Annotated in this window: 16 protein-coding genes (1 of these 16 only partly in view); 2 read left to right on the top strand and 14 right to left on the bottom strand. The window is 70.7% G+C overall.

All coding sequences use genetic code 11. The features are described from left to right. A protein-coding gene (tyrS, locus tag H976_RS0114620; protein ID WP_027862145.1) for a tyrosine--tRNA ligase crosses the window boundary here: on the bottom strand, positions 1–1,035 show its 5' portion. It extends 228 nt beyond the left edge of the window; the window shows 1,035 of its 1,263 coding nt (coding positions 1–1,035); the start codon lies at positions 1,033–1,035; its stop codon lies off the left edge, out of view. 115 nt (positions 1,036–1,150) lie between these two features. Between tyrS and H976_RS28910 the strand changes: the two genes are divergently transcribed. Then, the gene (locus H976_RS28910; RefSeq protein WP_027862146.1) at positions 1,151–2,206 is read left to right on the top strand and encodes a glycerophosphodiester phosphodiesterase family protein; all 1,056 of its coding nucleotides are present in this window, start codon (positions 1,151–1,153) and stop codon (positions 2,204–2,206) included. A gap of 159 nt (positions 2,207–2,365) precedes the next feature. Here H976_RS28910 and H976_RS0114630 read toward each other — a convergent pair whose 3' ends face one another. The 10 genes from H976_RS0114630 to argC all read right to left on the bottom strand — a co-directional run bounded on the left by H976_RS0114630 (position 2,366) and on the right by argC (position 12,200). Beyond that, positions 2,366–2,932, bottom strand: a complete 567-nt coding sequence (locus H976_RS0114630) for a DNA-3-methyladenine glycosylase (RefSeq protein WP_027862147.1) — start codon at positions 2,930–2,932, stop codon at positions 2,366–2,368. Then, positions 2,920–4,332, bottom strand: a complete 1,413-nt coding sequence (gene argH, locus H976_RS0114635) for an argininosuccinate lyase (RefSeq protein ID WP_027862148.1) — start codon at positions 4,330–4,332, stop codon at positions 2,920–2,922. The genes H976_RS0114630 and argH overlap by 13 nt, the downstream gene beginning before the upstream one ends. Before the next feature lie 67 nt (positions 4,333–4,399). Beyond that, a complete protein-coding gene (gene argG, locus H976_RS0114640; protein ID WP_027862149.1) occupies positions 4,400–5,830 on the bottom strand; it encodes an argininosuccinate synthase in 1,431 nt (476 codons plus the stop codon). An 88-nt stretch (positions 5,831–5,918) separates the two neighbouring features. Then, the gene (locus H976_RS0114645; protein ID WP_027862150.1) at positions 5,919–6,449 is read right to left on the bottom strand and encodes an arginine repressor; all 531 of its coding nucleotides are present in this window, start codon (positions 6,447–6,449) and stop codon (positions 5,919–5,921) included. Next, positions 6,446–7,375 carry an ornithine carbamoyltransferase gene (gene argF / locus H976_RS0114650; protein WP_027862151.1) on the bottom strand — a complete coding sequence of 310 codons (930 nt, stop codon included), beginning with the start codon at positions 7,373–7,375 and terminating at the stop codon, positions 6,446–6,448. Before argF ends, H976_RS0114645 begins: the two co-directional genes overlap by 4 nt. Next, the gene (locus tag H976_RS0114655) at positions 7,372–8,601 is read right to left on the bottom strand and encodes an acetylornithine transaminase (RefSeq protein ID WP_027862152.1); all 1,230 of its coding nucleotides are present in this window, start codon (positions 8,599–8,601) and stop codon (positions 7,372–7,374) included. Before H976_RS0114655 ends, argF begins: the two co-directional genes overlap by 4 nt. Continuing rightward, the gene (gene argB, locus H976_RS0114660; protein WP_051276876.1) at positions 8,598–9,554 is read right to left on the bottom strand and encodes an acetylglutamate kinase; all 957 of its coding nucleotides are present in this window, start codon (positions 9,552–9,554) and stop codon (positions 8,598–8,600) included. Before argB ends, H976_RS0114655 begins: the two co-directional genes overlap by 4 nt. Before the next feature lie 11 nt (positions 9,555–9,565). Further along, positions 9,566–10,717, bottom strand: coding sequence for a bifunctional glutamate N-acetyltransferase/amino-acid acetyltransferase ArgJ (argJ, locus tag H976_RS0114665; protein ID WP_027862154.1), 1,152 nt, complete (start codon positions 10,715–10,717; stop codon positions 9,566–9,568). 59 nt (positions 10,718–10,776) lie between these two features. Beyond that, positions 10,777–11,163 carry an ACT domain-containing protein gene (locus tag H976_RS0114670; RefSeq protein WP_027862155.1) on the bottom strand — a complete coding sequence of 129 codons (387 nt, stop codon included), beginning with the start codon at positions 11,161–11,163 and terminating at the stop codon, positions 10,777–10,779. Then, a complete protein-coding gene (gene argC / locus H976_RS0114675; protein ID WP_196804093.1) occupies positions 11,160–12,200 on the bottom strand; it encodes an N-acetyl-gamma-glutamyl-phosphate reductase in 1,041 nt (346 codons plus the stop codon). Before argC ends, H976_RS0114670 begins: the two co-directional genes overlap by 4 nt. Positions 12,201–12,452: 252 nt before the next feature. Here argC and H976_RS0114680 point away from each other — a divergent pair, with 252 nt between their 5' ends. Continuing rightward, positions 12,453–13,232, top strand: coding sequence for a class I SAM-dependent methyltransferase (locus H976_RS0114680; protein ID WP_196804094.1), 780 nt, complete (start codon positions 12,453–12,455; stop codon positions 13,230–13,232). Between the two features lie 7 nt (positions 13,233–13,239). On the opposite strand, the gene pheT is transcribed toward H976_RS0114680, so the two are convergent. The 3 genes from pheT to H976_RS0114695 all read right to left on the bottom strand — a co-directional run bounded on the left by pheT (position 13,240) and on the right by H976_RS0114695 (position 18,086). Beyond that, positions 13,240–15,723: a phenylalanine--tRNA ligase subunit beta gene (gene pheT / locus H976_RS0114685; protein WP_027862158.1), complete on the bottom strand. Its 2,484-nt coding sequence runs from the start codon at positions 15,721–15,723 to the stop codon at positions 13,240–13,242. Between the two features lie 52 nt (positions 15,724–15,775). Then, positions 15,776–16,879, bottom strand: a complete 1,104-nt coding sequence (gene pheS, locus H976_RS0114690) for a phenylalanine--tRNA ligase subunit alpha (protein WP_027862159.1) — start codon at positions 16,877–16,879, stop codon at positions 15,776–15,778. Between the two features lie 157 nt (positions 16,880–17,036). Next, positions 17,037–18,086, bottom strand: a complete 1,050-nt coding sequence (locus H976_RS0114695; RefSeq protein WP_231388942.1) for an ATP-binding protein — start codon at positions 18,084–18,086, stop codon at positions 17,037–17,039. Positions 18,087–18,097 lie beyond the last annotated feature (11 nt).

The following is an 18,097-nucleotide window of genomic DNA, read 5'->3' on the forward strand; positions in this document are numbered from 1 at the left end:
ACCGGCCTCGCGCAGGGCCGCCGTCAGCGTCTCGGTGCGGAGCTCGTGCAGGTCACCGGTGCCGAACAGCGCTGCCGCCGCGGCCTTGGCGTGCTCGGTCTCCTCGGCGCCGTGGACCACGGTGGTCACGGCGTCGGCCAGCGCCTTCTGGCCGGCACGCAGGAACGGCTTCTCCCGGGTCTGCTCCTCGAGGTCCTCGATCTCCTCGCGGCTCAGGAAGGTGAAGATGCGCAGCATCTCCCCCACCTTGTCGTCCTCGACGTTGAGCCAGAACTGGTGGAAGGCGTACGGCGACATCATCCCGGGGTCGAGCCAGAGCGCCCCGCCTTCGGTCTTGCCGTACTTGGTGCCGTCGGCCCGGGTCACGAGGGGCGTCGCGAAGGCGTGTGCCTTGCCACCGTCGGAGCGCCGGATCAGCTCGACCCCGCCGGTGAGGTTGCCCCACTGGTCGGAGCCACCGAACTGCAGCGTCACGCCGTGGTCGCGGTAGAGGTTCAGGAAGTCCATCGACTGCAACAAGATGTAGCTGAACTCGGTGTAGCTGATGCCGTCCTCGAGCCGGCTGCGCACCACGTCGCGGGCCAGCATCCGGTTGACCGGGAAGTGCTTGCCGATGTCGCGCAGGAAGTCGATGGTCGACAGGCTCGCCGTCCAGTCGTAGTTGTTGACCATCGTGGCCGCGTTGGGTCCGTCGAAGTCGAGGAAGGGCTCGATCTGCTGGCGGACCTTCTCGACCCACTCCTTGACCGTGTCGAGCGAGTTCAGCGTGCGCTCCCCCGAGTCACGGGGGTCACCGATCATGCCGGTGGCGCCTCCGACCAGGGCGTACGGCGTGTGACCGGCCAGCTGCAACCGCTTAGCGGTGAGGATCTGCACCAGGTTGCCCATGTGCAGGCTGGGCGCCGTCGGGTCGAAGCCGACGTAGAACCGGACGCTGCCTTCCGCGAAGGCCGCTCGCAGGGCGTCGAGGTCGGTCGAGTGGGCGATCAGCCCGCGCCACTCCAGGTCGTCGAGCAGGGTGGGATCGGTGCTCACGGGGCCAGCCTGCCATGGTCGCGTCGACGGCCGGGTGAGCGGTCTCGGCGAAAGCACCGCGGAGGGGCGGGATTGTTTCTACACTTTTGTCACATTTCGATTGGACTCCCCCGCCATGAACCCGCTCTCCCGCTCCGGCTCGCGCGCGCTCGCGCTGGTGCTGGTCTGCATCGCCACGCTCGCGGTGACGCTTGGCACGGCGGTGCCCGCGGAGGCGGCGCGACTGAACCTGCACCGCGGCAGCCACGGCGCCCAGGTGCACCTGCTCGAGACGCGACTGCACCGCCTGGGGCTGCTGACGGCCTCGGCGGTCGACCGTCAGTACCGCGCGGCCACGGTCAACTCGGTCAAGCACTTCCAGCGCAACCACCACCTGCGCGCCAACGGCCGGGTCAACCAGCGGGTGTGGAACCTCGTCGCCCGCGCTGTACAGGCGAAGGCGGCCCGACCGAAGCCGTTGCCTCCCCCGACCGGGCCTGCGCCCGCGATCGTCGGCCACCGCGGAGCGGTCACGCCGGACACCCCGGAGAACACCCTTGCCTCGATGCATCGCGGCGCGGCGTACGCGGCCGTGCTGGAGTTCGACCTGCGGGTGACTGCGGACCACCAGATCGTGCTGATGCACGACGTCACGCTCGACCGGACCACGAACTGCACCGGCCGGGTCATCGACTGGACGCTGTCGAACCTGCGGGCGCAGTGCCACGTGGGCAGCCAGCCGATCCCGACCTTCGACGAGGTGGCGGCGTACGCCGAGACGACCACCCTCAAGATCGCCCCCGAGATCAAGAACGCCGACATCAGCGACGCCGACCTCGGTCAGGTGTTCGACATCATCGACGCGCACGGGCTCCAGGGACGCACGATCATGCAGTCGTTCGAGGCGCCGGTGCTGCAACGGATCCATGCACAGCGACCCGACCTCCGGCTGATGCTGGTCTCGACCCAACCGGTGACCGTCGCAGCCGCCCGCGCTGCTTACGCAACGACGGTGGCGATCCGGTTGGAGAACCTGACGGCTGCGCAGGTCGCGACGTACAAGCAGAACGCGATCAAGGTGTGGACGTTCACCGCCATCGACAACCCGACGCTGGACCAGGCGCACCGGATCCACGCGGACGCCGTGATCACCGACATCCCCGGCCAGGCCAAGGCGCACTACGACGGCTAGGGCGGTTCTCTCAATCCCCGTCCGTCGCGAGCGTCGTCCCACGGAGTGCATCGCAAGGCGGACGAGGGAGCCGTGGCGGAGCCACCGGCGACTGAGGACAACGCCGCGAGGTGCCCGTGGGGCGGCGCGCAGCAGGACATGGGGTTGAGAGAGACGCCCTTAGCGCGGCTTGGCCGCGACGTAGCGGCTCACCGTCGGGTCGTCGCTGACCCAGAACCGCCACGGCCAGTCGGCCGCCTTGCGCAGCCCGACGCGCGGACCGGTGCTGACCACGTCGACCGGCGGGCCCGGCACCAGGACCTCCCGCAGGTCGAGACCGTTGTCGCCGAGGTCGATGCCGAGGGCCTGGCAGAGCCGACCCGGGCCACGCGCGAGGTCGCGGTCGGTCGATCGCCCCCGGCGGCTGCGCGCGGTCTCGAGGCCGTCGACGACCGCGCCGGCGCGCAGCAGGATCGCGCTCGGCTGGCCCTCCGGTCCGCAGGACACGTTGCAGCAGTGGTGCATGCCGTAGGTGAAGTAGACGTAGAGGTGACCGGGTGGACCGAACATCACGGCGTTCCGCTTCGTCATGCCGTTGAAGGCGTGCGAGCCGGGGTCGTCCGGTCCGTCGTACGCCTCCACCTCGGTGAGCCGGACCGTGACTCCCCCGTGCGTGAAGGTGGCGCCGAGCAGTCGCGGGGCGGCCTCGAGGACCGGACGACTGAGAAGGTCGGTCAGGTCAGCCATGAGCGGTGGTCGGCGATCGTGGCGCGCAGCTCGGTCAGCTGCTCGGCCACGCGATCGGGGGCGGTGCCGCCGCGGCCGTTGCGGGAGGCCACGGAGCCCTCGGCGGTGAGGACGTCGCGTACGGCGGGAGTGAGCCGCGGGTCGATCTCCGCGAACTGCTCGTCGGTCAGCTGGTCGAGCTCGAGGCCGAGCTCCTCGCAGCGGCGTACGCACGCGCCGGCCAGCTCGTGCGCGACCCGGAACGGCACTCCCTCGCGCACCAGCCACTCGGCGATGTCGGTGGCGAGCGAGAAGCCCTGCGGCGCCAGCTCGGCCATCCGGTCGGTGTCGAAGGCGAGGGTCGCGACCAGGCCGGTGAACGCGGGCAGCAGCACCTCGAGGGTGTCGACGGCGTCGAAGACCGGTTCCTTGTCCTCCTGGAGGTCGCGGTTGTACGCGAGCGGGAGCGCCTTCAAGGTGGCGAGCAGTCCGGCGAGGTCGCCGATGAGCCGGCCGGCCTTGCCGCGGGCGAGCTCGGCGACGTCGGGGTTCTTCTTCTGCGGCATGATGCTCGACCCGGTGGAGAACGCGTCGTCGAGCTGCACGAAGCCGAACTCCCGGGTGGCCCAGAGGATGATCTCCTCGGCCTGGCGGCTGACGTCGACGCCGATCATCGCGGCCACGAAGGCGAACTCGGCGACGAAGTCACGGGCCGCCGTACCGTCGATCGAGTTGGCGGTGCTGCCGGTGAAGCCGAGGTCGTGCGCCACCGCTTCGGGGTCGAGGCCGAGGCTGGACCCGGCGAGCGCACCCGAACCGTACGGCGAGTCGGCCGCCACCCGGGCGTCCCAGTCGCGGAGCCGGGACACGTCCCTGACGAGAGGCCAGGCATGGGCCATCAGGTGGTGGCTGAGCAGCACCGGCTGGGCGTGCTGGAGATGGGTGCGTCCCGGCATGATCGCGCCGAGGTGCCGCTCGGCCTGGTCGGCGAGGGCGTCGGCGAGGTCGAGGACATTCGCCCCGATGGTGCGGCCGTGGTCACGGAGGAAGACCTTGAACAGGGTCGCGATCTGGTCGTTGCGACTGCGGCCGGCCCGCAGCTTGCCGCCGAGGTCAGCGCCGACCAGCTCGACAAGAGCTCCTTCGAGGGCACCGTGCACGTCCTCGTCGGAGGCCTGCGGCAGCAGCTCACCCTCGCGGACCCGACGGTCGAGCTCGTCGAGGCCGTCGAGCAGGCCGGTCAGCTCGTCGTCGGTGAGCAGCCCCGCCCCGTGGAGCACCCGGGCGTGCGCACGCGAGCCGGCGAGGTCGTAGCCGGCCAGTCGCCAGTCGAAGTGGGTCGACTTCGAGAGCGCCTCGAGCTCGGGGCTCGGTCCCCCGGCGAACCGGCCGCCCCAGAGCTTGCCCTGGTTGGTGTTCACGCTGTTCCTCTCAGGACGTCATGCGAAATGGTCGCCATCGCAGCCACAACGTATGACGTCCGCGTGTTCAGTCGGTGCCGATCTCCATGGCCACGTCGTCGAGGACCCGGTCGCTCTCGTCGTTCTCGGCCGCGGGGTTGCGGGTGATGCGGTCGGCGCCGCCGGCCTCCAGCTCGCCGTAGAGGGTGCCGTGCTCGACGAGGACCTGGCCCTGGTCGAGCGGCTGGGCGGCGTACAGCTCCAGCTTGGACCGCGAGTCGGCGATGTCGAGGTTGCGCATGGTGAGCTGGCCGATCCGGTCGGTCGGGCCGAAGGCGGCGTGCTCGGTGCGCTCCATGGAGAGCTTGTCGGGGTGGTAGGAGAAGTTCTCGCCGGCCGTGCGCAGGATCGTGTAGTCCTCGCCGCGTCGCAGTCGCAGGGTGACCTCGCCGGTCACGAGGGAGGCGATCCAGCGCTGGATCGACTCGCGGAGCATCAGCGCCTGCGGGTCGAGCCACCGGCCCTCGTAGAGCATCCGGCCGAGCTGGCGACCCTGGTTGTGGTAGTTCGCGACGGTGTCCTCGTTGTGTACTGCGTTGATCAGTCGTTCGTACGCCGCCCACAGCAGTGCCATGCCGGGCGCCTCGTAGATGCCGCGCGACTTGGCCTCGATGATCCGGTTCTCGATCTGGTCGGACATGCCGAGACCATGGCGACCGCCGATGGTGTTGGCCTGGTGGACCAGCGCGACCGGGTCGTACGACGTGCCGTTGATCGCGACCGGGCGACCGGCCTCGAAGCGGACGGTCACGTCCTCGGGCTCGATGTAGAGATCGGGATCCCAGAACTTCACGCCCATGATCGGCTCCACGGTCTCCAGCGAGACGTCGAGGTGCTCGAGGGTCTTGGCCTCGTGGGTGGCGCCCCAGATGTTGGCGTCGGTGGAGTACGCCTTCTCCTTGCTGTCGCGGTAGGGCAGGTCGTGCTCGGTGAGCCACTGGCTCATCTCCGCGCGACCGCCGAGCTCGTGCACGAAGTCGGCGTCGAGCCACGGCTTGTAGATGCGCAGCTCGGGGTTGGCCAGCAGGCCGTAGCGGTAGAACCGCTCGATGTCGTTGCCCTTGAAGGTCGATCCGTCGCCCCAGATGTCGACGCCGTCCTCGTGCATCGCGCGCACCAGCATCGTGCCGGTCACCGCTCGCCCGAGCGGGGTGGTGTTGAAGTAGGTGCGGCCGCCCGAGCGGATGTGGAAGGCACCGCACGCCATCGCGGCCAGACCCTCCTCCACGAGAGCGGTCTTGCAGTCCACGGAGCGGGCGATCTCGGCACCGTACAGGAGCGCACGGTCGGGGACGCCCTCGATGTCGGGCTCGTCGTACTGGCCGATGTCGGCGGTGTAGGTGCACGGGATCGCACCCTTGTCGCGCATCCAGGCCACGGCGACCGAGGTGTCCAGGCCGCCGGAGAAGGCGATGCCGACACGTTCGCCGGTGGGCAGTGAGGTGAGGACCTTGCTCACGTTGGGTTCCTTACGTCGTTGTGGTGTGGTCTCGACTGATCACTCGCTGCGCTCGCTGCTCGACCACCTGGGAAGTCTGCGGACCTGGTCAGTCGAGCTCGCGACCGGCCAGGCCCACGAGTCGTCGTACGACGCCCTCGCCGCCGGCCGGGTCCCGCGAGATCACCACCACGGTGTCGTCGCCGGCGATGGTGCCGAGCACGTCGCCGAGCTCGGCCTTGTCCAGCGCCGAGGCCAGGAAGTTGGCCGCCCCCGGCGGAGTGCGGAGCACGACGAGGTTGGCACTCGACTCGGCCGAGACGAGCAGCTCCTCGCACAACCGGGCCAGCCGGCTCTCGCTGGCGGCGGTCTCGCGGGGTGCCACCGCGGTCCGGTCGCCGCCCTCCGCCGGCACGGCGTACACCAGCGCGCCGGAGGCCGACCGCACCTTCACGGCGTCGAGCTCGACGAGGTCGCGGCTCAGCGTCGCCTGGGTGACCACGACGCCGTTGTCGGCGAGCAGCTCGCCGAGCTCACCCTGGGAGCGGACCTCGCCGCGCGTCAGCAGGTCGATCTCGAGCTGCTGGCGGGCGTTCTTGGTGGGCGGGATGTGGGCGTGGCCCGAGGTGTTCAGTGTCATGACGGACCTCCGGACAGCAGCCAGACGAGGACGGCCTTCTGCACGTGACGACGGTTCTCGGCCTCGTCCCAGACCACGCTGCGTGGCCCCTCGAGAACCTCGGCGGTGATCTCCTTGCCGCGGTAGGCCGGGAGGCAGTGCATCGCGATCGCATCGGAGGCGGCATGGGCCAGCAGCGCGTCGTTCAGCTGCCAGGGCGCGAACGCCTGCGCCCGGGCCTCGGCCTCGGCCTCGCGGCCCATCGAGATCCAGGTGTCGGTGACCACCACGTCGGCGCCGCTGACCGCCTCGACCGGGTCGGCCTCGAAGCCGGCCGAGCCATCGGTGAGCCTGGCGAGCTCCTGGGCGCGGGCGAGGACGTCCGGGTCCGGGTGGTAGTCGGCCGGTCCGCTCACGCGCACGTGCATCCCGGCGGTGACACCGGCGAGCAGCAGGCTGTGCCCCATGTTGCAGGCCGGGTCGCCGACGAAGGCGAGGGTCTGGCCGGCGAGGGTGCCGCGGTGCTCGCGGATGGTGAGCAGGTCGGCCAGGGCCTGGCAGGGGTGGAACTGGTCGGTGAGCGCGTTGACGACGGGTACGCCGGCGTACGCCGCCATCTCCGCGAGCCGGGACTGCTCGTGGGTGCGCCACACGACGGCCGAGGCCTGTCGGCCCAGCACGCGGGCGGTGTCGGCGATCGACTCGCGCACGCCGACCTGCGCCAGCGACCCGTCGATGATCATCGGGAAGCCACCGAGCTCGGCGATGCCGGAGGCGAAGGAGGCCTGGGTGCGCAGCGTGGGCTTGTCGAAGAGCACCGCCACCGTGCGGGGGCCGGCGAGCGGGCGCTCGTCGTACGGGCTGGCCTTGAGCTTCAGGGCCAGCTCGAGCACGCCCGCCTGCTGCTCCGGGGACAGGTCGTCGTCGCGCAGGAAGTGGCGCGTCATGTCCGCGTCCGGTACGCCGCGTCGAGGATGCCCGGCCAGGCGTCGAGGAACGAGTCGGCCTGGTCGGCGGTGAGGATCAGCGGCGGCGCGAGCCGGACCCGCTCGGGCGTCGGGTTGTTCACGATGAACCCGGCCTCGAGAGCGGCGGCGAACACCTCGGCCGAGGCCGCCTCGGTCAGGTCGAGGCCGATGAGCATGCCGGAGCCGCGCACCTCGGTGACCCGGTCGTCGGCGGCGAGACCCTCGCGCAAGCGCCTACCGACCTCGATCACGTGCTCGAGCAGTCCCTCCTTCTCGATCGTGTCGAGCACGGCCAGGGCCGCCGCGGCCGCGACCGGGTTGCCACCGAAGGTGGTGCCGTGGTTGCCCGGCTGGAGGAGGTCGGCCGCGTCACCGGTGGCCAGGCAGGCGCCGATCGGGAAGCCGCCGGCGAGACCCTTGGCGACGGTCACGATGTCGGCCGGCGCGTCCATCGGGTCGGCGACGTCGGCGTTCTGGTGGGCGAACCAGGCACCGGTGCGGCCGACGCCGGTCTGGATCTCGTCGAGCCAGAGCAGCGCGCCCTGCTTGCTGGTGATCTCGCGTGCCCGGGCGAGGTAGTCGTGTGGTGGCGCGACCACGCCGGCCTCGCCCTGCAGCGGCTCGAGCACGACGGCGGCGGTCTCGTCGGTGACGGCCGCGGCGAGTGCGTCGGCGTCGCCGTACGGCACGAAGGTCACGCCCCCCGGCAGCGGCTCGAACGGCTCGCGGTAGGCCGCCTTGGCCGTCAGGGCCAGCGCACCCATGGTGCGGCCGTGGAAGGCTCCCTCGGTCGCGACGACGTGGGTGCGTCCGGTGCGTCGGGTGAGCTTGAGAGCTGCCTCGTTGGCCTCGGCGCCCGAGTTGGCGAAAAACACCTTGCCGGGTGGTCTCGACTGATGGCTCGCTGCGCTCGCTGCTCGACCACCTAGCAACAGGTCCAGCAGTCGCTCGGCGAGGCTCACCTGCGGGTCGGTGGCGAAGAAGTTCGAGACGTGCCCGAGCGTCTGCATCTGTTCGGTGACCGCGCCGACCAGGGCCGGGTGGGCATGACCGAGCGAGTTGACCGCGATGCCGCCGAGGAGGTCGAGGTAGCGGGCGCCGGCGTCGTCCCAGACGTAGGGCCCCTCCCCACGGGTGAGCACCAGCTTGGGCGGTCCGAAGGTGTTCATCATCGACTCGGCGTAGCGAGCCTGGACGTCGCTCATGACTTCGACTCCTTCAGCTCACCGCTGGCGTAGGCCTTGCGTAGCTTGGTCTCGACACCGGGCAGCACCTGGGTGCCGACGCCCTCCTTGGTGAACAGCTCGAGGAGCACGGCGTGCGGCTCGCGGCCGTCGACGACGGTGGCCCGGGGTACGCCGCCGGTGACCGCGTCGTAGCAGGCCTGCATCTTCGGGACCATGCCGCTGTCGAGGCTCGGCATCAGCTCGTGCAGGCTCTCCGGGCTGATCTCCTGGATCACGTCGTCGCTGTCGGGCCAGTCGCGGTAGAGGCCCTCCACGTCGGTGAGCACCATCAGCTTCTCCGCACCCAGCGCGATGGCGAGGGCGGCGGCCGCGGTGTCGGCGTTGACGTTGTGCACGATCCCGTTCGTGTCGGGGGCCACGCTCGAGATCACCGGGATGCGTCCGGCCTCGACCAGGTCCTCCACGGCCTCCGGCCGGACCTCGGCCACCTCGCCGACGAGGCCGAGGTCGACCTCCTCGCCGTCGATGACGGTGTTGGTGGCCTTGGCGGTGAACAGGCCGGCGTCCTCACCGGACAGGCCGACGGCGATGTGCCCGTGCTGGTTGATCAAGCCGACCAGCTCGCGCTGCACCTGGCCGACCAGCACCATGCGGACGACGTCCATGGCCTCGGGCGTGGTGACGCGCAGGCCACCCTTGAACTCCGACTCGATGCCGAGCTTGTCGAGCATCTTGGAGATCTGGGGTCCGCCGCCGTGCACGACCACGGGCTTGAAGCCGGCGTAGCGGAGGAAGGCGATGTCCTCGGCGAAGGCCTTCTTCAGGGTGTCGTCGATCATCGCGTTGCCGCCGTACTTCACCACGACCGTCTGGCCGTGGTACTTGATCAGCCAAGGCAGCGCTCCGGCGAGGGTCTCGGCCGGGTGGATCGAGTACGGCTTGGTGTTGTCGGCGCTCTGGTCGTCGCTCATCTGGGGTGAGGTCATGAGCTGTAGGCGCTGTTCTCGTGGACGTAGGCGTGGGTCAGGTCGTTGGTCCAGATCGTGGCGCGCTCGGACCCGGACTTGAGGTCGATGGTCACGCTGACCTCGCGCTCGGAGAGGTCGACCTTGGCCGGGTCCTCGGCAGGCGTGGAGGCCTTGCACACCCAGACGCCGTTCATCGCGACGTCGAGGTCGGCCGGGTCGAAGGCCGCCTTCGTCGTACCGATGCTGGCCAGGACGCGCCCCCAGTTGGGGTCCTTGCCGAAGACCGCGGCCTTGAACAGGTTGCTGCGCGCGACACTGCGGCCGACCTCAATCGCCTCGGCCTCGGTGGCCGCGTGCAGCACGGTGATGGCGATCTCGTGGTCGGCGCCCTCGGCGTCCTTGAGCAGCTGCATGGTCAGGTCGGTGCAGGCCTGGGTGAGCGCCTCGGCGAAGTCGGCCAGGCTCGGCGTCACCCCGCTGGCACCGCTGGCCATCAGCGTGACGGTGTCGTTGGTCGACATGCAGCCGTCGGAGTCGAGCCGGTCGAAGCTGGCAGCCGTCGCAGCGCGGAGGGCGGTGTCGAGGTCGGCCGCGGGCACGGCGGCGTCGGTGGTGAGTACGACGAGCATGGTCGCCAGCTGGGGAGCGAGCATCCCGGCTCCCTTGGCCATCCCGCCGATCGACCAACCGTTGCCCTCGACGACAACCTGCTTGCTCACCGAGTCGGTCGTCATGATCGCCTCGGCCGCGGCCGTGCCGCCCTGGTCGCTGAGCGAGCCGACACAGCCGTCGACGCCCTTGATGAGGTTCTCGCGCGGGTTGGACAGACCGATCAGTCCGGTCGAGCAGACGACCACGTCGCCCGCCCCGATGCCCAGGCCGTTGGCCACCTGCTCGGCGACGGCGTGGGTGGTCTGGAAGCCCTCGGCGCCGGTGTAGCAGTTGGCGCCACCGGAGTTGAGCACGACCGCGCGGACGATGCCGTCCTTGACCACCTCCTCGCTCCACAGGATCGGGTTGGCCTTGCAGCGGTTGGCGGTGAAGACCGTGGCGGAGTGGTGCTGGGGTCCGTTGTTGACGACCAGGGCGACGTCCTTGCCGCCACTGGTCTTCAGGCCCGCTTCGACGCCGGCAGCGGTGAAGCCGGCTGGGTGGGTGACGCTCATGAGTTCTTGTGCTCCTGGTTCGGGGGGTGGTCTCGACTGATCGCTCGCTGCTCGACCACCTAGGCGGGAATGGCTGGGGTGACGTCGTGCCCTCGTCGTCGCCACTCCTCGGCCGCCCGGTCGGCGTCCTCCTGGGGGACCAGGATCCAGTCGGTGTCGAAGGTGGAGATCGTGAAGATGCTGATCTCGATCTCGGCGAGCGGTCGCAGCAGCTCGGCGAGGATGCCGGTCAGCGAGAAGTCGAGCGGTCCTTCGACGGCGAAAGCGGTGAACGGCCCGGCCTGCTGGGCCTTCTTCGGCACGCTGCGCCGCGCGCAGACCAGGCTGGTCTCGCGGGCCGTCGCCGTGATGGAGAACAGCGACGACGACTCGGCCCACGGGGGGATCTCCGCGCCCGGCGCGAGGCGTACGACGGCGAGCGTCTCGGGGAACTGCTCGAGCTTCACGGCGCCAGCCCCACGGTCGACAGGCCGGTCTGCTCGGGGAGCCCGAGAGCGAGGTTCATGCACTGCACGGCCGCGCCGCCAGTGCCCTTGGCCAGGTTGTCGACTGCTCCGACCGCGACCATCCGACCGGCAGCCTCATCGAGGGTGATCTGCAGGTGCACGCTGTTGGACCCGATCACCGACTTGGTCTGCGGCCACTGCCCCTCGGGGAGCAGGTGCACGAACGGCTCGTCGGCGTACGCCTTCTCGTAGGCGGCCCGCACGTCGTCGGCGGTGACGCCTTCCTGGATCGAGGCGCTGGCGGTGGCCAGGATGCCGCGCGGCATCGGCACCAGCACCGGGGTGAAGCTGACCCGCACCTGCTCGTCGGTGAGGCCGGAGAGGTTCTGCACGATCTCGGGGGTGTGGCGGTGCGTCCCGCCCACGCCGTACGCCGAGGCCGAGCCCATCACCTCGCTGCCCAGCAGGTTCGGCTTGGGCGCCTTGCCGGCGCCGCTGGTCCCGGACGCGGCCACCACCACGAGGTCGTCGGCCTGCACGAGCCCGGCGGCCACGGCGGGGGCCAGCACCAGCGTCGAGACGGTCGGGTAGCACCCCGGTACGGCGATCCGCTTCGCTCCCTCGAGCAACGTCCGCTGTCCCGGCAGCTCGGGCAAGCCGTAGGGCCACGATCCCGCGTGCGTGGAGCCGTAGAACTTTTCCCAGTCCTCGGCGTCGGTGAGCCGGAAGTCGGCGCCGCAGTCGATCACCACGACGTCGTCGCCGAGCTGCTCGGCGACCGGGCCGGACTGGCCGTGCGGCAACGCCAGGAAGACGACGTCGTGCCCCGCCAGCGTCTCGGTCGAGGTCTCCTCCAGCACCCGGTCGGCCAGCGGCACCAGGTGGGGCTGGAGAGCACCGAGCCGTTCACCGGCGTTGGACCCAGCGGTGAGCGTGCCGATCTCCACGTCGGGATGGGCCAGGAGCAGGCGCAAGACCTCTCCCCCGGCGTACCCGCTGGCTCCGGCGACGGCGACTCGTGTCGTGGGCATGTGCATGACTATACAGAGTTCTGCATGCCACCCGGATCCGGGTCGCCTTTCAGACGGGATGGGGCGACCATGGGCTAGGCCGTGTCAGCACACCCGGGGCCGTCGCGAGCGTCGCGACGTGCGTGTCCTGGCAAGGCCGACGAGGGAAGGCGTGGTGGTGCCACGTCGACGCAGGAGAACGTAGCCAGGGCGCGTGCAGCGCGGCGCGCAGCAGGCCGGGGTGTGCTGCCGCGGCCTTGGACGGAGGGAGGGCCGATCGTGGCGGACAGGTGGTCGGACGGCAACGCCTACGAGCACTTCATCGGCAGGTGGAGCCGTCAGGTGGCGCCCCGGTTCGTCCGCTGGCTCGACCTCCCGCCCGGGCTGCGTTGGCTGGACCTCGGCTGCGGCACCGGCGCGTTGACCGAGGCGGTGCTCGACGGCGCTGCCCCGACGGCAGTGCTCGGCATGGACCCGAGTGCGGGATTCGTCGAGGCGGCGCGGCGACGGCTCGACGGCGCACCGGTGGAGTTCCGGGTCGGCACCGCCGAGGACGCCCCGCCCGCGGTCGCCGACGTCGTGGTCTCCGGCCTGATGCTCAACTTCACACCCGATCCGGCTGCGGCCGTCGCTGCGATGGTCGCCGCTGCACCGGCAGGCACCGTGGCGGCGTACGTCTGGGACTACGCCGGACGGATGCAGCTGTTGCGCACGTTCTGGGACGTGGCCTGCTCGATCGACGTGACGGCCATCGATCTCGACGAGGCCCAGCGGTTCCCGCTGTGCGAGCCCTCGGCACTGACCGAGCTGTGGGAACGATCGGGGCTCACCGACGTAGGCACGTCGAGCATCGAGGTCGACACGGTGTTCGCGGACTTCGAGGACCTGTGGACGCCGTTCCTCGGCGGCACCGGCTCCGCCCCGGCGTACGTCGCGACCCTCGACGCCCCCGCAAGGGACCGACTGCGCCAGGGCATGCAACGGATGGTGCACACCGAACCGGACGGCTCCATCCGGATGCACGCCCGGGCGTGGGCCGTGCGCGGCCGGGTGGCCTGAGCCGGACCTACGCCCGCTGCTCGGCTCCGTGCCGCTGCACAGCCAGCTCGACGGCCGCGTCGCGAGCCGCCGCAGTGTCCTTCTCGGTGAGTGTGCGGTCGGGAGCCCGGAAACGCAGCGCGAACGCGAGCGACTTGCGTCCCTCGCCGACCTGCTGGCCGGTGTAGACGTCGAAGAGGCGTACGGACTCGCACAACGGCCCGGCCCCCTCGCGCAGGGTGGCCGCCAGGTCGGCCGACGGGAGGTCGGCGTCCACGATCAGCGCGACGTCCTCCTTGGCGACCGGGTAGGCGGAGAGCTGCGGCGCCCGGGGCACCGCGACAGCCCTGGCGAGCAGGGCGTCGAGGTCGAGCTCGGCGACCGAGGTGCGTGCCGGGACGCCGAAGGCTCGGCACACCCGCGGGTGCAGCTCACCGGCGTGCCCGACAGGCGTCTCACCGAGCACGAGCTCGGCACACCGACCGGGGTGCCACGGCGCCAGGCTCGCCTGACGGACCGAGAGCTCGAGCCCGAGCGCGTCGGCGACCACGCGGGCGGTCTCGATGACGTCGCTCCAGGACGCCGGGCGTCCGTCGCCCCACCACCCTGACCGGTCGCGGTCACCACAGAGGGCGAACGCGAGGTGCAGCGGCTGGTCGGGCAGCGCCTTGTTGAGGTCGTCCCACTCCCCCTCGGTCGGTGGTCGGTCGACCGGGAGGATCGGGGCGCCCGCGCCGGAGTGCGGCAGCGTGACCGGCGCCGTCTCGAACAGGGCCAGGTCGCTGGTGCCGCGGCTGACGTTGCGGGCGACGGTGCGCAGCAGGCCGGGCAGCAGCGTCGTGGTCATGTACGGCTCTTCGTTGCGCAGCGGGTTGGCCAGCCGGAGCGTCGTACGACGGGAGTCGGCGGCCTCGATGCCGAGCCGGTCGAGGTCGGCGTCCCCGATGAACGGGAAGTTGATCACCTCGACGTAGCCCTCGCCGGCCAGGGTGCGGCCGACACGACGGCGCATCGACTGGTCCTGGGTGAGGCCCCCTCCCGAGGGGGCAGGCGGCAGGATGCTCGGCACGTCCTCGTAGCCGACGATGCGGGCGACCTCCTCGACGAGGTCGAATGGGTCGGACAGGTCGGGTCGCCACGGCGGCACGGTGGCGGTGAGCTCGTCGGCGCCGGCGTCGACCTCGCACCCGATCGCCTCCAGGTTGGCGATGGTGGTGTCCGAGGCGATGTCCATGCCGGTGACTCGCGCGGGCAGGTCGATCGGGATGGTGATCGTGGGCTGCGACGGCGGCTGGCCGACGACGGTCACGCCGGGCTCGATGGTGCCACCGCCGTACTCCGCGAGCAGCTCGACCACCCGGTCGGCCGCGGCCTCGCAGATGGTCGGGTCGACGCCACGCTCGTTGCGCTTGCCGGCCTCGGAGGTCAGCTTGTGGCGGCGGCCGGTGCGGAACATCGACACGGCATCCCAGTGGGCGGCCTCGATCAGGACGTGGGTGGTGGTGTCGGACATCTCGGTGTCCTGGCCGCCCATCACGCCACCGAGGCCGATGATGCCGGAGTCGTCGGTGACGACCAGGTCCTCGGTCGACAGCGTGCGGTCGTTGCCGTCGAGGGTGGTGAGGTGCTCCCCCTCGGCGGCTCGACGGACCCGGATGGGTCCGGTGAGCTTGTCGGCGTCGTAGCCGTGGATCGGGCGACCCAGCTCGAACATCACGTAGTTGGTGACGTCGACCGCCAGCGAGATCGGGCGCTGGCCGAGGAGCAGGAGCCGGCGTGACATCCAGTCGGGGGTCGGCGCCGTCGGGTCGAAGCCGGTCACCGTGCGGGCCACGAAGACCGGGCAGCCCTCGGGGTCGTCGACGACCACCGGGTAGCCGTTGCCGTCGGCGGCCGGGGTCGGGCGCAGCGCCGGGTCGCGGAAGGGGGCGCCGTAGGCCAGGGCCGACTCGCGGGCGACCCCACGCAGCGACATGGCATAGGCGCGGTCAGGGTTGATCTCGAACTCGATGACCTCCTCGCGGAGGTCGAGCAGGTCGAAGACGTCGTCACCGGGCTGACCGGCGTCGGCAGGGAGCACGAGGATGCCATCGTGATCGTCGCCGAGGCCCAGCTCCTTGGTCGAGCAGATCATGCCGGCGGAGACGTGGCCGTAGGTCTTGCGCGCAGAGATCTCGAAGCCGCCGGGCAGGACCCCTCCGGGCAGCACGACGACCACGAGGTCTCCGGGCGCGAAGTTGTGCGCGCCGCAGACGATGCCCTGGGGCTCGCCCGTGCCGTTGGCGTCACCGACGTCCACGGTGCACCAGTTGATGGTCTTGCCGTTCTTCTGCGGCTCGGGCTCCAGGGTGAGCACGCGGCCGATGACGAGCGGTCCGGTGATGTCGTGCCCGGGGCGGTCGAGCGACTCGAGCTTGAGCCCGAGGGCGGTCAGCCGGTGGGCGAGGTCCTCGGTGGTGACGCCGTCCGGGAGGTCGGCGTACTCGCGGATCCAGGAAACGGGGGCCTTCATTCGGGGTCCCCGGCGAGGCGCGAGCGCAGCGAGTGGCTTGTTGGGGTGATCATCACAGGTCTGCTCCGAACGGGGTGGAGAAGCGGACGTCGCCCTCGAACATGTCGCGCAGGTCGGCGACACCGTGGCGGAACATCAGGGTGCGGTCGATGCCCATGCCGAACGCGAAGCCGGTGTAGCGCTCGTTGTCGACGCCGCACGCGGTGAGCACGCGCGGGTTGACCACGCCGCAGCCGCCCCACTCGATCCAGCCCTCGCCCTTGCAGGTGCGGCAGTCGTCGACGGCGGGGTGCAGTCCGCGGCAGACGAAGCAGCGCAGGTCGACCTCGGCGGAGGGCTCGGTGAACGGGAAGTACGACGGACGGAAACGGGTGCTGATCCCCTCACCGAACATCGACTCCGCGAAGTGGTCGAGGGTGCCCTTGAGGTGGGCCATGGTGATGCCGCGGTCGATGCAGAGTCCTTCGACCTGGTGGAACATCGGGCTGTGCGTGGCGTCGTACTCGTCGGTGCGGAAGACGCGACCGGGCGAGACGACGTAGATCGGCGGCGTACGGGTCAGCATCGCGCGGGCCTGCACCGGGCTGGTCTGGGTGCGCAGCACGAGGTGGTGCTCGGCCGGCTCGGTCCAGAAGGTGTCCTGCATCGTGCGCGCCGGGTGGTCGGGGCCGAGGTTGAGGGCGTCGAAGTTGAGCCACTCGGCCTCGACGATCGGACCCTCGGCGACCTCCCAGCCCATCGCCACGAACACGTCGGCGATCTTCTCGTGCATCATCGTGATCGGGTGGCGAGCGCCCTTCGTCGTACGGTCCCAGGGGAGGGTGACGTCGACGGTCTCCTCGACCAGCATGCGGGCCTCGGCCTCGACCTCGAGCTCGGCCTGGCGGGCGGCCAGCGCCTGGTTGACGGCGGCGCGGGCCTGGCCGACGCGCTGGCCGGCGTCCTTGCGCGCCTGGGGCGGCAGCGCCCCGATCTCCCGGTTGGCGAGCGCGAGCGGGGACCGGTCACCGGCGTGCTCGGTGCGGACCTGCTTGAGGGTCTCGAGGTCGGTCGCGGCAGCGATCGCAGCCAGCGCCTCGTCACGCATCGCGGCGACGTGCTCCTCGTCGAGCGGGGTCACCTGGACCGGGTCGTACTCGGAGTTCGGGCCCGACATGGACTGCCTTTCGCTTTCAGGGTGCACGCGGCGTGCGCGGGCCAGTCTAGGAAGTGCGTCGTACGGTGGGCCAACGGGATTCATTCAAGCCGGATAGTCCAGATCATCTGGCCGCTTCAGGTGGTGGTTGGAGCGGCGTTTCGTTCTGGACTATCCGTCACCTGCGGTCGTCGGAGGGCCAGCGGATCTCGAGGCGGGCGCCACCGGAGTCGGAGTCGGCGATGAGCACCTCGCCGCCGTGGACGCGGGCGAGGCCGTGGACGATGTACATGCCCAGGCCCGTGCCACCGCGTACGCCGTGCTTCCAGAACTTGGTGAACACCCGAGCCCGGATGGCCTCGTCGATGCCCTCGCCCTCGTCGTCGACCCGGATGAGTACGCCGGGAAAGGGCTCGGTGGTGCCTTCGACGCTGACCCGCACGACGCCCTCGCCGTGCCGGATGGCGTTGTCGACGACGTTGGTGACGACCTGGGAGAGCTTGTCGGGATCGGCGAAGACCGACGGCACCGGCTCGGCGTACGACGACTCGATGGTGCGCGTGGTCCCGGCGCGGACCGACTCGACACACCTCTCCACGAGCGTCTGCGTGTCCACGTCGCGCGGGTAGAGCGGCAGCCGGCCGGTGTCGATGCGGGCCACGTCGAGCAGCTCGGTGATCAGGCGGGAGAGCCGCTCGGAGTCGGCGTGCACCGTGGTGAGCATCAACTTCTTCTGCTCGTCGTTGAGCCGCTCCCACTTGCTGAGCAGGGTGCCGACGAAGCCCTTCACCCCGGTCAGCGGCGAGCGCAGCTCGTGGGCCACGGTCGCGACGAGGTCGGAGCGGTCGCGGTCGAGCCGAGCCCGCCCACGGCCCGAGCGGATGACGAGGGCCACGCTCTCGACGGGACCGAAGCGGCGTACGCGGTTGATCCGGCCGGTGACGAGCACCTCGGTGCCCTCGGTGGTCAGCCAGGCCTGCTCGGTGAGACCGACCCGGCTGCCGAGTCCCTCGTAGGGCTTGTTGCTGGCGTACCAGTCGCAGCTCTCCTGGTCCTGGAGGGCCATCACCTCCGACAGCGGCCGGCCGACCTCGACCGCGCTGCCGAGCAGACGGCGTGCCTGCTCGTTGACCGTCGTGACGATGCCGTCGGCATCGGCGATCACCACACCGTCGGGCAGTGCGTCGAACAGTCCGTCGGACACGCTGGCGGCGGGCTCGGCACTCACGCCGCCAGCGT

The sequence above is a fragment of the Marmoricola sp. URHB0036 genome, assembly GCF_000426045.1.
GTDB lineage: Bacteria > Actinomycetota > Actinomycetes > Propionibacteriales > Nocardioidaceae > Marmoricola.